This is a genomic window from Streptomyces sp. STR69 (assembly GCF_024519455.1).
Lineage (GTDB): Bacteria > Actinomycetota > Actinomycetes > Streptomycetales > Streptomycetaceae > Streptomyces.
Window position 1 is genome coordinate 279,550 of sequence record NZ_JALJRY010000004.1, and the last position, 13,844, is coordinate 293,393.

General features: G+C 70.1%; 13 protein-coding genes and 2 pseudogenes. 8 read left to right on the forward strand and 7 right to left on the reverse strand.

What is annotated here, in order from left to right:
• Positions 1-91 precede the first annotated feature (91 nt).
• Both OC490_RS09700 and OC490_RS09705 read left to right on the forward strand, forming a co-directional pair.
• A complete protein-coding gene (locus OC490_RS09700; RefSeq protein WP_262057428.1) occupies positions 92-667 on the forward strand; it encodes a hypothetical protein in 576 nt (191 codons plus the stop codon).
• A gap of 158 nt (positions 668-825) precedes the next feature.
• Positions 826-1,845 (forward strand): DUF2510 domain-containing protein, encoded by a 1,020-nt coding sequence (locus OC490_RS09705; RefSeq protein ID WP_262057429.1) that lies wholly within the window; start codon positions 826-828, stop codon positions 1,843-1,845.
• 153 nt (positions 1,846-1,998) lie between these two features.
• Here the strand turns inward: OC490_RS09705 and OC490_RS09710 are convergent, their stop codons facing one another.
• Positions 1,999-2,622, reverse strand: coding sequence for a TetR/AcrR family transcriptional regulator (locus tag OC490_RS09710; RefSeq protein WP_262057430.1), 624 nt, complete (start codon positions 2,620-2,622; stop codon positions 1,999-2,001).
• A gap of 224 nt (positions 2,623-2,846) precedes the next feature.
• Between OC490_RS09710 and OC490_RS09715 the strand changes: the two genes are divergently transcribed.
• Complete coding sequence (locus OC490_RS09715; protein ID WP_262057431.1) at positions 2,847-3,644, forward strand: phosphatase PAP2 family protein; 798 nt, start codon at positions 2,847-2,849, stop codon at positions 3,642-3,644.
• The gene (locus OC490_RS09720; protein ID WP_262057432.1) at positions 3,641-4,606 is read left to right on the forward strand and encodes a hypothetical protein; all 966 of its coding nucleotides are present in this window, start codon (positions 3,641-3,643) and stop codon (positions 4,604-4,606) included. Before OC490_RS09715 ends, OC490_RS09720 begins: the two co-directional genes overlap by 4 nt.
• Positions 4,607-4,612: 6 nt before the next feature.
• Here the strand turns inward: OC490_RS09720 and OC490_RS09725 are convergent, their stop codons facing one another.
• The 3 genes and pseudogenes from OC490_RS09725 to OC490_RS09735 form a co-directional block, all read right to left on the reverse strand.
• Entirely contained in the window at positions 4,613-5,446 is an 834-nt protein-coding gene (locus tag OC490_RS09725; protein ID WP_262057433.1) for a phospholipid scramblase-related protein, read from the reverse strand.
• Positions 5,447-5,498: 52 nt separating this feature from the next.
• Positions 5,499-7,553 (reverse strand): phosphocholine-specific phospholipase C, encoded by a 2,055-nt coding sequence (locus tag OC490_RS09730; protein ID WP_262057434.1) that lies wholly within the window; start codon positions 7,551-7,553, stop codon positions 5,499-5,501.
• A gap of 159 nt (positions 7,554-7,712) precedes the next feature.
• Positions 7,713-8,005, reverse strand: a pseudogene (locus tag OC490_RS09735) (ABC transporter permease); the annotation flags it as partial.
• On the opposite strand from OC490_RS09735, the pseudogene OC490_RS09740 reads away from it, so the two are divergent.
• Positions 8,000-8,146, forward strand: a pseudogene (locus OC490_RS09740) (ATP-binding protein); the annotation flags it as partial. The pseudogenes OC490_RS09735 and OC490_RS09740 overlap by 6 nt on opposite strands.
• A gap of 33 nt (positions 8,147-8,179) precedes the next feature.
• On the opposite strand, the gene OC490_RS09745 reads toward OC490_RS09740, so the two are convergent.
• Together OC490_RS09745 and OC490_RS09750 are read right to left on the reverse strand one after the other, a co-directional pair.
• Complete coding sequence (locus OC490_RS09745) at positions 8,180-9,244, reverse strand: NAD(+)/NADH kinase (RefSeq protein ID WP_262057435.1); 1,065 nt, start codon at positions 9,242-9,244, stop codon at positions 8,180-8,182.
• Between the two features lie 229 nt (positions 9,245-9,473).
• Positions 9,474-10,322, reverse strand: a complete 849-nt coding sequence (locus OC490_RS09750) for a helix-turn-helix transcriptional regulator (RefSeq protein WP_262057436.1) — start codon at positions 10,320-10,322, stop codon at positions 9,474-9,476.
• Positions 10,323-10,516: 194 nt separating this feature from the next.
• On the opposite strand from OC490_RS09750, the gene OC490_RS09755 reads away from it, so the two are divergent.
• The gene (locus OC490_RS09755; protein WP_262057437.1) at positions 10,517-11,395 is read left to right on the forward strand and encodes a helix-turn-helix transcriptional regulator; all 879 of its coding nucleotides are present in this window, start codon (positions 10,517-10,519) and stop codon (positions 11,393-11,395) included.
• 27 nt (positions 11,396-11,422) lie between these two features.
• Here the strand turns inward: OC490_RS09755 and OC490_RS09760 are convergent, their stop codons facing one another.
• Entirely contained in the window at positions 11,423-11,887 is a 465-nt protein-coding gene (locus OC490_RS09760) for a MarR family winged helix-turn-helix transcriptional regulator (protein ID WP_262057438.1), read from the reverse strand.
• Positions 11,888-12,061: 174 nt separating this feature from the next.
• On the opposite strand from OC490_RS09760, the gene OC490_RS09765 reads away from it, so the two are divergent.
• Both OC490_RS09765 and OC490_RS09770 read left to right on the forward strand, forming a co-directional pair.
• Positions 12,062-12,901 (forward strand): SDR family NAD(P)-dependent oxidoreductase, encoded by an 840-nt coding sequence (locus OC490_RS09765; protein ID WP_262057439.1) that lies wholly within the window; start codon positions 12,062-12,064, stop codon positions 12,899-12,901.
• Between the two features lie 78 nt (positions 12,902-12,979).
• Positions 12,980-13,762, forward strand: coding sequence for an SDR family oxidoreductase (locus OC490_RS09770; protein WP_262057440.1), 783 nt, complete (start codon positions 12,980-12,982; stop codon positions 13,760-13,762).
• Positions 13,763-13,844 lie beyond the last annotated feature (82 nt).

Consider the following 13,844-nt stretch of genomic DNA (forward strand, 5'->3'; position numbering starts at 1 on the left):
GAATCCGCTCGGCGACCGATGTTGGCATGTGCGAATCAATGCCGGTCGTCCGATCCAGGATCGGATCACTCACCACAACGGGGAATCAACCATGAACAAGAAATGGGCCAGTGCCGCCCTCGTCACCGGCATGACGACATCCGTGCTCGTCGCCGCTCCGGCGACCCAGGCTTCCGCGGTCAACCACTGCACCGGCCACAAGATCACTTGGGCGAAGGTGACCAAGCCCTGGGCAATCACCCATCGCAAAGTCATCGAAAACTACACGGGCGGCACTGTCACCAAGACGTACAGCGTCGAGAAGGTCCTCATGATCGGGGCCTCGGTGACCTACACCGCCGGGGCCAAGATCAGCGCCGAGGTCCTCATAGCGAGCCTTGAGGGAAGCGCCAGTCTGCAACTCCAGGCGTCGGGCTCCTACACCAACAAGCATTCGGAGAGCATCACTTACACGCTGAAGCAGAACGGCACGTACGTGATCTACTCCGGCACGCGGAAAGTCTCGGGCAACTGGACACGGTGGGCCTGCGACGGCATCGGCTGGGTCAAGACCGGCCAGCGCGGAAAGGCCCAGAGCTGGACCGATCAGGTGGACGGCGGTGTTCGCTGCAACGCCACCGTTCCGAAGACGAGCCTTGCCTACGCGGTGAAGAAGAAGTACTGCTGATCGCCTACCGCTGGGTGGCCGACGGCGACCCCGCACCTGGTACGGCGGCGGCCCGGAACTGATTCCGGGCCGCCGTCCGTTGTGCAGGAGGGCGACCGACGCGAGTCGCGGCCGGATCCTCTCATCCCGCTTTCACCGACGCCTCATACGGTAGGGACATGACGCAGGTGACTCCCCCCGGGTGGTACCCCGATCCCGGGCAGACGAATGACGGTCCCTCCACCGAGCGCTGGTGGGACGGCACGGCATGGACGGACCGGACCCGCCCGGCCGGGTCGGCCGCCGAATGGGGTCCTCCGACCGAGCCGCCGTTCCCCGGGGCGTACCCGGCGTATCCCGCGCAGCCCCCGGCCGCGTCGCGCCGCAACCTCCGCACCGGCATAGCCGTGGCGGTGGCCGTCGCGGTCCTGACGGCCATCGGTGTCGGCGCCTACGCGCTGTCCGGCAACGACAGCGGGAACGGCAACCAGGCCGGCAACCAGCAGGCGCCGAACGGGCAGGGCGGTGTCGGCGGCCAGGGCGGACCCGAGGGCCAGGGCGGCACGGGCGGGCAGGGCAATCCCTTCGGCGGGTCCGGCGGGACGGGTGGTTCCGGTGGTACGGGCGGTGCGACACCCGCGCCCAGCCAGTCCGCGCAGCCGAAGGTCAAGGCCGGCGGCACGGTGACCGACTCGCTCGACGGCATCAGCTTCACCGTGCCGTCCGACTGGTACGGCCAGGTCATCGAGGGTGGCGCCCAAGTCAGCGCGAACGACACGTACAAGTGCCCCGGCGACACGTCCCAGGACTGTTCCACGGGTGGTGCGTACTCGGCCCCCGCCGTGCTCCTCGGCACCGCCGGCAGCACGGCCGAGGCGGTCGCCAAGGCCGACATCTCCGCCGCGGCCGAACAGCAGTACGGCGGCAAGGTCTACGGCGGCATCACCTCGCACCAGGTGCTCGCCTCCAAGGCCATCACCGTCGCCGGGCAGAAGGGCTACCTGGTGCGCTGGAAGGCGGTCACCAGCAAGGGTGCCGACGGCTATGTCGAGTCGCTCGCGTTCCCCTCGCCCGCGAGCACCGGCCAGATGGTCGTGGTCCGCTTCGGCGTCGACGTCGGCCAGAAGGAGTCCCTGATCGACCAGATCACCGCGGGCATCAAGGTGGCCTCGGGCGGCGGCGACGGCCAGACGATCTGATCCCGTTCCGCCCCCGGCACACAGTCGGCCGGGTGGGGCGCCTCTCCGCTCAAGAGGAACCCCACCCGGCCGGGGGGTGCGCGCCGCCCCCGTCCCCACGGTGCGGCGCGGCCAGGTCACCGTCCAGTCATCCCATGGACGGCGGCCTGATTCTCAGGGCGACCCGGACAGGCCCAGCGCGGGGAGCACCGCGGCCTCCACGAATCTGACGAGGTAGTCGGGGTCGGCGTAGCAGCCCTCAAGGACGGGGCGGGCCCGCAGGACGCCGAAGATCTGGGCGGGGACGTACGGCAGCGCGGGGTGGTCGGGCGGGATCTCGCCGCGTTCCACACCGCGGCGCAGGATGTCCTCCAGCGCGGCGATCTCGGGGTGGACGAGCGCCTCGCGCAGGGCCTGGGCGAGTTCGCTGTCCTGGGTGACGGCGTGGCCGAGGGCCGAGACGAGCTTGGTGTCCTTCGCCGACCAGGCGCCCGCGGCCCGCGCGGCCTGGCGCAGGTCCTCCGCGAGGGAGCCGGTGTCGATGCCGGTGAAGTGCGCCCGGCGGTTGGCGCGCAGCGCGGCGGCGACGAACTGGGGCTTGGTCCCCCACTGCCGGTACAGCGTGGACTTGCTGCACCGCGTACTGCTGGCGACGCCCTCCATGCTGACAGAGTCGTACCCGCATTCTCTGATCTGGTCGAGCACGGCGTCGAAGAACTCCCGCTCACGCTCGGGCGTGATCTTGGAGCGGCGCGAGGCGGCGACCGTGTCCGGTGCGTCCTCAGCCTGCGACGTCATGGCTCTTCTCCTCGCTCGGCCCGCGGACTCGAGGACCGCTCGACAGTGTGTCTCGTTTCGCTATCGATACGCCAGTGTACCGGTACAGCGGCGTATCGGAACACTCTCGTATCGGTACACTGGCGTATCGGAACGAACTCGTACCGATGAGTTCGGGCCGCCGGACGGGTCACAAGCCCTGCCAGCACCACCACACGCACCACCGTCAGCGAAGGGGCCGGGGGATGAATGCCCGCACCGAGCCTGCAGAGCCGGGGACCAGCGCGATAGCGCGGCCCCCGCTCGTCCGTGAGCTCCTGCTCGTCGCAGGACTCTTCCTCGTCTACAAGTTCGGCCGCCAGCTGGCGACGGGCCACACCGTGGAGGCCCTGCACAACGCCCGCCACGTATGGGACCTGGAACGGACCCTGCATCTTCCCGGCGAGGGCTCGGTGCAGTCGGTGCTGCTGCACAGCGACACCCTCGTGCACCTCGCGAACACCTTCTACGCGACCGTCCACTTCCCGGCCACCGTGGCCTTCCTGGTCTGGCTGTACCTGCGGCGCCCGGCGCACTACGTCTGGGCCCGCCGGGTCCTGGCGACGGTCACCTCGGCCGCCCTGGTCCTGCCCTTCGTGTTCCCGCTCGCGCCCCCGCGCATGCTGGCCGCGACGGGCCTGGTCGACACCGCGAAGGTCTACGGCCCCTCGGTGTACGGTCCGCCGACCAGCGACCACCTCTCGAACCAGTTCGCGGCGATGCCCTCGCTGCACTTCGGCTGGGCGCTGATGGTGGCGGTCGGCCTGATCGTGGCCACCCGCTCACGCTGGCGCTGGCTGTGGCTGCTCCATCCCCTGGTCACGCTGCTCGTGATCGTGGGCACGGCGAACCACTACTGGCTGGACGCGATCGTCGCCACCGCCATGCTCGGCATCGCCCTCGCGCTGACCCCCCCGCCGCACCGCACGGCGACCACGGCAGGTCGCGGTCAGCCGGAGCTCGCCCCCGAGAAGCAGCCGGTTCTCGTCGGAGCCGGCCGATGAACGCCACGCTCGTCGCCGTCGGCCTCTCCCTGTTCTCGGCCGTCGCCTACGCCGCCGCCGCCGTGGCGCAGGAACGGCTGGCGTCCCGCAACTCCGACGCGGGCATGCTGCGGCTGCTCGCCACGGGTTCCTGGTGGTGGACGGTCGTCCTGAACGCGTCGGCCGCGCTGCTGCACGTGGTGGCCCTCAAGTACGGTCCGCTGACCGTCGTACAGCCGCTGGGCGCGCTCACCCTGGTCGCCGCCGTGCCCATGGGCGCGCGGGTGGCCGGGCGGCGGGTCAGCGCGGTCGAGTGGCGGGGCACCGCGCTCACCCTGCTCGGCCTGTCGGCCCTCCTGGTCACGGCGTCCGGACCGCAGCCCGACCAAGTCCTCACCGTTCCGCAGGCGTTGGCGGTCGCGGGCGCGACGTCCGCGCTGATCGGCCTGCTGGCCCGGCGCGGCGCGAAGCCCGGTCTACGGCACGCCTCGGCGTCCGGTGTCGCCTCGGGTGTCGCCTCCGCGCTCACGCAGACGGTGACGGTCGCGGCGACGGACCGCTCGGGCCCGCTGCTGAGCATGCAGGTGGTCGGAGTCGCCCTGCTGGTCGCGGTGTTCGCGGCGGGCGGGCTGCTGCTGTCGCAGACCGCCTACCGGGGCGGCCTCGGTGCCCCGCTCGCGGTGGTGACCCTGGCGAACCCGCTGGCCGCCGCCGGGATCGGCCTGGCCCTGCTCGGCGAACGCCTCCAGGGCGGTGCGGCCGGCATCCTCCTCGCGCTGGCGGGGGCCGCACTCGCGTCGTGGGGTGTGGTGCTGTTGACCCGGGTGACCCCGGTCGTGCCGCTGCCGAACGAGTACGGCGACCACGATCATCCCGTGGCCGCCGTCCTGGCGCTGGAGCCCGAATCGGCCTCCCTGGAACCGGCGTTGATGCCCCGGCAGCCGAACCGACGGTCCGAGCCGGGGCACCTCACCGCGCTCTGATCGGGGTCAGCCGAGGCCCCGCGAGTCCTGCTTGAGGGCGGTGTCGACGGTCAGGGCCGTCGCCACCACCAGGCTCAGCAGCGGCTCGGGCAGCTGGTAGTGGATCTGCAGGACGTAGTTGTCCGCGGTGGTGAACATCGTCTTGGCGAGGCCTTCCCAGGTCTTGGTGATCCGGGCGACCTCGTTGTCCGCGTGGTCGACGATCGCGAAGTTCCAGGCCCGCCAGTTCTCCGCCTTGATGGCGCCGATCTGCTGACCGTTCACCATCAGCCCGAAGTTGATCTTCCCGATCATGTTCTGCTGGACGATCTCGCCCACCGGCGAGCCGTCGGGACGGGACACGATCACCCTGGACTTCATGATCTTCGCGGGCCGGGTCAGCACCAACTGCGGCTGTCCGTGGGCGTCCCGGATCTCCAGCCGGTGCGTCATGAACTGGTCGAGGCTGGAGACGAAGCGCAGCGCCTTCTTCAGCGCGCTCTGGCCGATCTCGGTGACGGTGCCGATCAGATTGCCGTTCTGATCCATGACCTTGTACTCGTTGGTCAGCTCGATCAGCTTGGCCTTCTGGTTCACCACGAGGACCGGCTCGCTGAACAGACCACCGCCGCCGGGGCCACCCCCGGCGACCCCGGCCTGCTGCTGAACCTGCTGCTGGACCCGCGGGTCCGGCCCGGGCGCCTGCTGCGGTACGCCCTGCGGCGCCTGCTGGGCGCCCTGCGCCTGCTGGTCCGGGTTGGTGTGCTCGGTCCACTTCGCGCCGTCCCAGTAACGGAGGGTCTGGGGCGCTCCGTGCGGATCCGGGTACCAGCCTGCAGGTGTGTTCGAATGCGTGGTCACCGGGGCACACTACCGCGAGTGCCCCGGAATACAACCGGCGCTACGACAGCGGTCACACCTGCCCGAACGCCGGGTCGCTGACCCCCGGGCGGCCGTTCTCGACATGTCCGGCGAATCGCCGCAGGAAGCCCGCGTCGCCGTCGGAGGTGACCGTCAGGTCGTACCACCGCTTGCTGGCGCCGAGGTCGAAGGTGTGCCGGACGGTGGCACCCGCCCGCACCTTGACGGTCAGGGTCTTGCCGCCGTAGCCGTTGGCGACCTTCAACTGCACTGTGCCGGAGCCCTTGTTGGTGAAGGTCAGCTCGACGTCGTCGCCGCAGTCGCGGGCGGTGACCTCGGGTCCGGCGCTCTTGCCGGGGCCCTTGAAGACGCGCAGGAAGCCGTTCGGGCCGTGCACGGTCAGGTCGTGGGAGCCGTTGGAGTAGGCCGAGTTCCAGGTGTCCGAGACGGTCTTGCCGGCCTCGGTGGTGTAACTCCAGGGCCCGTCCGTGCGGTTGCCGGAGGTGACCAGGAAGTTGGCGCCGGCCTTGGCACCGGAGGCGAAGGCGAGCGTGAACTTCCCGGCCGCCGTGTCCGCCGAACCGTCCACCGCCGACGCGTACTTGAGCGGGCGGGCCGGGCGCAGTCCGCGCTCCTGCTTCGGCAGCACGGGGTTGGCGGGCGGGGTCGGCACATAGTCGGGGTGGCGGTTCTTGTCCGGCGGCTGGTAGCCGTCGGTGTCCGGCAGCGAGACCTTCTTGACGTCCTTGTGGGAGAAGTCGAAGGCGGTGGTCAGGTCGCCGCAGATCGCGCGCCGCCACGGCGAGATGTTGGGCTCGTGGACACCGAAGCGGCGCTCCATGAAGCGGATGACCGAGGTGTGGTCGAAGGTCTCCGAGCAGACGTAACCGCCCTTGCTCCAGGGCGAGACGACGATCATCGGCACCCGCTGGCCGAGGCCGTAGGGACCGGCGGGGGGGCTGGCGTTGCCCGCGAAGAGGTCGGGACCGACGTCCACGGTCGACTTGCCCTGCGCGGCGGAGCCCGGCGCGAACGGCGGGACCAGGTGGTCGAAGAAGCCGTCGTTCTCGTCGTAGGTGATGAACAGAGCCGTCTTCGCCCACACCTTCGGGTCGGAGGTCAGCGCGTCCAGAACCTGGGAGACGTACCAGGCGCCGTAGTTCGCGGGCCAGTTGGGGTGCTCGGTGAAGGCCTCGGGGGCGACGACCCAGGAGATCTTCGGCAGCTTGCCGCCCTTGACGTCGGCCTTCAACCGGTCGAAGAAGCCCTCGCCCTTGGTGGCGTCGGTGCCGGTGCGGGCCTTGTCGTAGAGCGGGTCGCCGGGCTGGGCGTTCTGGAACTGCTTGAAGTAGAGCAGCGAGTTGTCGCCGTAGTTGCCGCGGTAGGCGTCCTGGATCCAGCCCCAGCCGCCGGCCGCGTCGAGGCCGTCGCCGACGTCCTGGTAGATCTTCCAGGAGACCCCGGCCTTTTCGAGCCGCTCGGGGTACGTCGTCCAGCTGTAGCCGGCCTCGTCGTTGCCGAGGACGGGGCCGCCGCCCTGGCCGTCGTTGCCCGTGTAACCCGTCCACATGTAGTAGCGGTTGGGGTCGGTCGAGCCGATGAACGAGCAGTGGTAGGCGTCGCAGATGGTGAAGGAGTCGGCGAGCGCGTAGTGGAACGGGATGTCCTCGCGGGTCAGGTACGCCATCGTCGTGGAGCCCTTGGACGGCACCCACTTGTCGTACTTGCCGCCGTCGAAAGCGGCGTGCCCGTCGTTCCAGCCGTGCGGGAGGTCCTGGATGAACTGCAGGCCCAGGTCGTCCGCCTCGGGGCGGAACGGCAGGATGTCCTTCGTGCCGTCCGACTGGTACCAGACCGGTTTTCCGTCCTGCCGGGTCACGACCGGACGCGGGTCGCCGAAGCCCCGGACACCTCTGAGCGAACCGAAGTAGTGGTCGAACGACCGGTTCTCCTGCATCAGGACGACGATGTGCTCGACGTCCTCGATGCTCCCGGAACGGTGGTTCGCGGGGAGCGCGGCGGCACGCTCGATGCTGTTCGACAGCGCGGTGAACGCCGTGGTGGCACCCGCGAGTTGGAGAAAGCGACGCCGATTGACTTCGGACATGGGTGAGGCACCTCTCATCCTGACGCGCGGCCGGCCGGAACATGGCGAAATGCGCGCGGTGCGAGTGTTCCAAGAGCAACAAACGTCAGGGAAGGGTCTGGTGGCGCCCATGTGAAAGTCGTCCGTACGTGCGGGGGCGGGTCGGCGTTCCCCACAGCCTCACGCCGTCGCCAACGCCTCCGTCGGGGTGAGCCGGGAGGCCCTGATGGAGGGGTGGACACCGGCGGCCATGCCGATCAGGACAGCACCGCCGAAGCCGCCGGCCACCGCCGGCAGCGGGATCACCGGCGGCCAGCCCTGGTAGGCGGCGTAGCCGACCGTCGCCAGGACGCCGAGGACCGTGCCGGCCAGACCGCCCAGGCAGGACAGGGCCACCGACTCGGTGAGGAACTGGCCGCGGATCTGACCCCTGTTGGCCCCAGCGCGCGGCGCAGACCGATCTCCTTGCGGCGAAGTCCCGCAGCCCGCGCACCGGCGGCAGCGGTCTCGGCCTGGCCATCGTCCGCCGCCTCACGGAGGCGCACGGCGGGACGGTGACGGTGGCCGGCACGGTCGGCGCCGGCACGGTCTTCACCGTCCGCCTGCCGGTGTGACCCCTCGACGCGGAACCTTCCCTCTACGACTCCTCAGCGCGCGGCGGCGGGCGGGGGCAGGCGCATTCCGGCGAGGTCCGGCGGGACGGGGGTGTCGGGGCGGAAGAAGGGGGCCGCCGGGCCGTCCTGGGCGGTGGCGGGGGCGTCGGTGAGCCGGAACCGGTCGCGCAGTCGGCCGTAGAAGTCGGTGGGGCGCAGGCGGATGAGGCGGACCCGCTGCGGGGCGCGGAAGACGCCGATCCAGTCGCCGGGGTCCAGGACGCCGCGCAGTTGGCCGTCGACGCTGACGGCGGCCTGGCCCGAGTGGGGCAGTACCCGTAGGCCGACCGGTTCGTCGGGGGCCGCGACGACGCTGCGGTCGAAGGTCATGTGCGGGGCGATGGGCGTGAAGACGAGGGCGTCCATGTGGGGTGAGAGGACGGGTCCGCCGGCGGCGAAGCTGTAGGCCGTGGATCCGGTGGGGGTGGCGACGGCCAGGGCGTCGGCCGAGTAGCTGGCCAGCAGCCCGCCGGCCAGGTAGACGCCGACGCTGACCTGCCGGTCGCGGGCGAGCTTCTCCAGGACGACGTCGTTGAGGGCGATGACGTCCAGCGCGCAGCCCCAGCCGCCGCCCTCCGTGGTCTCGGGCCTGACCTGCGGCGGCGGCAGCATGGGACCGCGTCCGTAGCGCAGCAGGGACTCCATCTCCGCCGGGATGTCCAGGGGCCGGGAGGCGCGCATGGTCAGCGTCATGCGTTCCTCCACGATGGCCTGCCCCTCGTGCACGGCGTCGAGGGCGTCGCCGATGTCGCAGGCCGGGACCTCGGTGAGGAAGCCGACCTTGCCGAGGTCGACGCCGAGGACGTCGGCTCCGCTCTTGACGGCGATGCGGGCCCCGCGCAGGAAGGTGCCGTCGCCGCCGAGGGTGACCACGAGGTCGGGGTTGCCCGCGGCCTCGGCCTCCTCGCGTCCGGTGCGGCGGTGCTGGTCCTTGGCCCACACGTCGATCTCCGTGCAGCGGACGCCGTGTGCCTCGCTCCAGCTGTGCACGGCGCGTGCCGCGTCCCGGGCGGTCGCCCGCCCCTGGTGGACGACGAGGCCGATACGACGTACGGGCATGGAGTCCTCCATGGAGTGTGGTCAGGCATCAGGGCTGCGGAGCTCGTCGGCGAGGGCGGCACGTTCGTCCGGCGGGACCTGACTGAGCACGATCTTCCCGCGGGTGTGGCGTCGCTGCACCTGCCGGTAGGCCTCGTCGGGCCGTCGAGGGTGCGGGTGTCGGCGACGCGCTCCGCGACGAGCAGGGCCCGCACCTTCTCGCCGTCCAGACCTGAAACTCCCGGCGCGGTCACAAGTGTGCGGTCGCCCGGGCCTTCTTCGGCTCGGTGGCCAGGGCCCGCAGCGTCTCGAAGGCCGCCGCGGTGGGGCTCGCGGGTTCGGCCTGGTAGACGACGAGTTGCTGGTGCGGGGCGCCGTTGACCGTGAAGGCGGCGAACGCGATGTGCAGGTCGCCGACGTCCGGGTGCTTGAGGTGCTTGCCCTCCTGGGACTTGGACTTGACGTCGTGCAGCCGCCATAGGGCGGTGAACTCCTCGCTGGCGTCGGACAGTTCGGCGACCACCTCGGCGATCCGGGCCGATTGGGGATCATGTCCGTAGGCGGCCCTGAGTTCGGCGACACAGGAGTGCGCGGCCCGCTCCCACTCCTGGTAGAACTCGCGTCCTGCCGGGTCGACGAACACATTGCGGGCGAGGTTGTCGAAGGCGTCGAACCCGCTGTGCAGCGCCGTGGCGAGGGAGTTACCCGCGAGGATGTCCAGGGCCGGGCCGAGGACGAAGGCCGGGGTGTGCTCCCAGCCGTCCATCAACTGCAGCAGCTGCGCGCCGACTTCGGCCTCGCTCCGGCCGTGCGGGCGCTGCGAGGGCGCGAGGCAGAGGCGGTTGAGATGGTCGGTGGACTCCGCGTCCAGCTTCAGCGCCTGCGCCACGGACTCCAGCACCTGCGCGGACGGGCTGTTCTCCCGCCCCTGCTCCAGCCTGATGTAGTAGTCGGAGCTGACTCCGGCGAGCAGCGCGACTTCCTCCCTGCGCAGACCCGGCACCCGGCGGCGGCCGTACTCCGGCAGACCGACGTCCTGGGGTTTGAGGGCCTCGCGGCGGGCCCGGAGGAAATCACCCAAAGGGGTCCCATTGCTCATGCGGCAAGACTAAATGCTTTTCGATCGATGAGAAGGATCGGTCGTCCACCATTGCACCAGGTTCCACACGCTGCACACACAGTGATTCGCCGTGGGCCGGCCCTCCCGCGTCACCCGGGGAGCCGCGGTCCTGGGTGCGACGCACCCACTGTCGACCGAACTTCTCCCGGTGTTTTCCGCCTAGCCTCGACGGTATGGACAACGACACGCGCCCCGACCCGGTGGAAGGACTGGGTCGTTTCCTCCGCTCCCGCAGGGAACGCGTCAGCCCCGCCGACGCGGGACTGGCCGGCTCCGGCCGCCGCAGGGTGCCCGGGCTGCGACGCGACGAGGTCGCGGCGCTCGCGGGGGTCAGCCCGGGCTACTACAGCCGGCTGGAGCAGGGCCGTGAACTCAGCCCATCGGTAAGCGTGTTGGAGGCGATGGCCCGTGCGCTGCGGCTCGGGGACGAGGACCGGCGGGAGCTGTTCCGCCTCGCACGGCCCACGGCCCGTCGTACGAGGCAGCCCGTGCGGGTCGAGCGGGTCCGCCCGCATCTGCGGCAGCTGATCGAGAGCTGGACCGGGACACCGGCCTTCATCGTCGGCCACGCCCAGGACCTGCTGGCCACCAACGCCCTGACCGACGCCCTCTACGGCGACTTCGCCCAGCAGGACAACGTGCTGCGGATGCTGTTCCTTGACCCGGCGGCCAAGATGTTCTACCGGAACGCGGAGCGGGCCAAGGACCGTGCGGTCGCCGACCTCCAGCAGACCGCCGCGAGCACCCCCGAGGATCCCCGCATCCTGGAACTCGTCGGTGAACTGTCCGTGCGCAGCGGCGAGTTCCGCTCACTGTGGGCCCGTGAGTACACCCGGGTCCCGCCCTACGAGGTGAAGCGGATGCGGCATTCCGTGGTGGGGGAACTGGAGTTGCGGCACGAGGCCCTCAACATCCGCAGCGCGCCGGGCCAGCAGCTCATCGTTCTCCAGGCGGAGCCTGACTCCCCCTCGGCGGACGCCCTGGCTCTGCTGGGCTCGCTCAGCCTGCCAGAGGTGCCGCACCAGCAGAATCCGGCACAGGACGCCCAATAAAAGCACGGCCCTTTGCCGCATTGGCTTTTACTGGGAATTCTGCTCGACAGCCTCCAGTATTCGGTGCAGCATCTCGCCGAAAAGGCGCACCTCGTCAGGAGTCAGCGGATCGAACACGAGCCGCCGTACATTTTCCGCGTGCGCGGGTGCGGCGGCCTCGATAGCTTCTCGGCCCTTTTCCGTCAGCCGCACCATGGAGCCGCGGGCGTCGTCGGCGCAGGCCTCGCGGGTGACCAGCCCGCGCTTCTCCATGCGGCTGATCTGGTGGGACAGCCGACTGCGCTCCCAGTCGACCTCGGCGCCGAGGTCCCGTGCCCGCAGCACCCCGTCGGCGGACTCCGACAGGGGCGCGAGGAGCGCGTAGTCGGCCGCCGAGAGGCCCGAATCGCGCTGCAGCTGCTGGTCCTGGGCCCGTTGCAGGGTGCGGCGCAGCGTCCGGTACTTCGCCCAGACCTCGGCCTGGTCGGGGGTGAGCCATCGGGGTTCGGACATGCCGTCACCGTACCAGCTTGTTGACATGTCACCGACTTCGCGGTCCGGTCCCCGTTCCTGGGTGTGGGACTCCCAGGAAAACCGCTGCCTTCATAGCTCCTCGCTGGAGGGACAGACTCATTTGTGTCAACAGGAAATCCCCCACAAGGGGAAGCGAAGAAAGAGGTTTTCCCCATGGCTACGTGGTTTGTCACCGGCGCCTCCCGTGGAATCGGCGCGGAAATCGCCCGGGCCGCGCTGGCAGGCGGTAACAATGTCGTGGTCGCCGTACGGAATCCGGAGCGGGTGCCCGGCGACCTGAAGAAGTCGGACAACGTGTTCGCGGTCGCACTGGACGTCACGGACAACGACAGCATCCCGCAGGCGGTCGAGGCCGCCGTGGAGCGCTTCGGCGGTATCGACGTCCTGGTGAACAATGCGGGCCGCGGTCTGCTCGGCGCGCTGGAGGAGATCACCGACGCGGAGGCCCGCTCGCTGTTCGACCTCAATGTGTTCGGCCTGATCAACGTCACCCGGGCCGTCCTGCCCGTGATGCGCAAGCAGGGTTCCGGCAGGCTCGTGCACATCGGTTCCCGCTCGGGTTTCGAGGGCGAGCCCGGTGTCAGCCTGTACTCCGCCTCGAAGTTCGCGGTCGCAGGCGTCAGCGAGGCGCTCTCCGCGGAGATGGCACCGTTCGGCATCCAGTCGATGGTGGTCGAACCGGGCGTGTTCCGCACCAACTTCCTCGACGCGAGCTCGCTCTCGGTGGCCGCGAACCGTATCGCCGACTACGACGACACCCCCGCCCACGTCACGCTGGACTGGATCGACCGGGCCAACCACGCCCAGCTCGGCGACCCCGTGCGCGGCGCCGCGCTGATCGTCGAGGTCACCGGCACCGAGAAGCTGCCCACGCATCTCTACCTCGGCCGCGACACGCTGGAGCGGCTGGAGGTCAAGTACCGGCAGGTGCAGGACGACCTGACCCCGTGGCGCGAGAAGTCCGCGGCCACCGCGCACGACGACGTCGCCTGACACACCGTCAAACACCGTTCCCAGCACACTTCCCAGCACCCCCGGCACGCTTTCCCGCACAGAGATCGAGGTCTTGCGATGTCCACTTCCGCCCTACTCACCGGCACCCCGCTGGCCGGCCGTGTCGCCGTCGTCTCCGGCGCCTCCAGCGGCATGGGTGCCGTCACCGCCGAACGCCTCGCCGAACTCGGCGCCACCGTCGTGGCGTTGGCCCGCCGCAAGGAGCGGCTGGACAGCCTGGTGAAGAACATCGAGGCCGGCGGCGGCACCGCGCTCGCCCTGGCCGTCGACGTCACCGACCGGGCCGCCGTCCAGAGCGCCGCCGACGAGGTGGCCGAGCGCTTCGGCAAGGCCGACCTGGTGTTCAACAACGCCGGTGTGCAACTCATCTCCGGTATCCAGGAGTTGAAGGTCGACGACTGGCAGCGCCAGATCGACCTCAACATCAGCGGACTGATGAACGTGATCGCCGCGTTCCTCCCCCACCTCACGGACTCCGCCGCCGCGGGCAAGTCGGCCGACCTGATCAACACCTCGTCGATCGCGGCCACCCGCATCCTGACGAAGTTCTCGATCTACTCCGGCACCAAGGCCTACATCAGCCATCTCACCCGGCTGCTGCGGGTCGAGCTCGGCCCGAAGATGGTCCGCGTGGCCACCATCGAGCCCGGCATGGTCGACACCGAGCTCCCCGACCACGTCACGGACGCCGACGCGTCGAAGCTGATGGCCGACCTCATCCACGACATCGACGTCCTGCAGAGCGCCGACATCGCCGAGACCGTCGCCTTCATGGCCGCCGTGCCGCGCCACGTCAACCTGACCGAGATCACCATCCTGCCCACCGCGCAGGCCGTCTGAGCTCCAGCATTGGTTGACATGACAACAAGCCTGGTGTTTTGTTGATACGTCAACGAGGACAGCGAACTCCCGGCAGACCGGA

What these genes read in the sequence shown, in the direction of transcription:
- OC490_RS09715 (WP_262057431.1), top strand. Translation starts at nt 2,847, where the DNA reads ATGAATGCCCGCACCGAGCCTGCAGAGCCGGGGACCAGCGCGATAGCG.
- OC490_RS09705 (WP_262057429.1), top strand. Translation starts at nt 826, where the DNA reads ATGACGCAGGTGACTCCCCCCGGGTGGTACCCCGATCCCGGGCAGACG.
- OC490_RS09765 (WP_262057439.1), top strand. Translation starts at nt 12,062, where the DNA reads ATGGCTACGTGGTTTGTCACCGGCGCCTCCCGTGGAATCGGCGCGGAA.
- OC490_RS09750 (WP_262057436.1), bottom strand. Translation starts at nt 10,322, where the DNA reads ATGAGCAATGGGACCCCTTTGGGTGATTTCCTCCGGGCCCGCCGCGAG.
- OC490_RS09755 (WP_262057437.1), top strand. Translation starts at nt 10,517, where the DNA reads ATGGACAACGACACGCGCCCCGACCCGGTGGAAGGACTGGGTCGTTTC.
- OC490_RS09730 (WP_262057434.1), bottom strand. Translation starts at nt 7,553, where the DNA reads ATGTCCGAAGTCAATCGGCGTCGCTTTCTCCAACTCGCGGGTGCCACC.
- OC490_RS09720 (WP_262057432.1), top strand. Translation starts at nt 3,641, where the DNA reads ATGAACGCCACGCTCGTCGCCGTCGGCCTCTCCCTGTTCTCGGCCGTC.
- OC490_RS09700 (WP_262057428.1), top strand. Translation starts at nt 92, where the DNA reads ATGAACAAGAAATGGGCCAGTGCCGCCCTCGTCACCGGCATGACGACA.
- OC490_RS09710 (WP_262057430.1), bottom strand. Translation starts at nt 2,622, where the DNA reads ATGACGTCGCAGGCTGAGGACGCACCGGACACGGTCGCCGCCTCGCGC.
- OC490_RS09770 (WP_262057440.1), top strand. Translation starts at nt 12,980, where the DNA reads ATGTCCACTTCCGCCCTACTCACCGGCACCCCGCTGGCCGGCCGTGTC.
- OC490_RS09760 (WP_262057438.1), bottom strand. Translation starts at nt 11,887, where the DNA reads ATGTCCGAACCCCGATGGCTCACCCCCGACCAGGCCGAGGTCTGGGCG.
- OC490_RS09745 (WP_262057435.1), bottom strand. Translation starts at nt 9,244, where the DNA reads ATGCCCGTACGTCGTATCGGCCTCGTCGTCCACCAGGGGCGGGCGACC.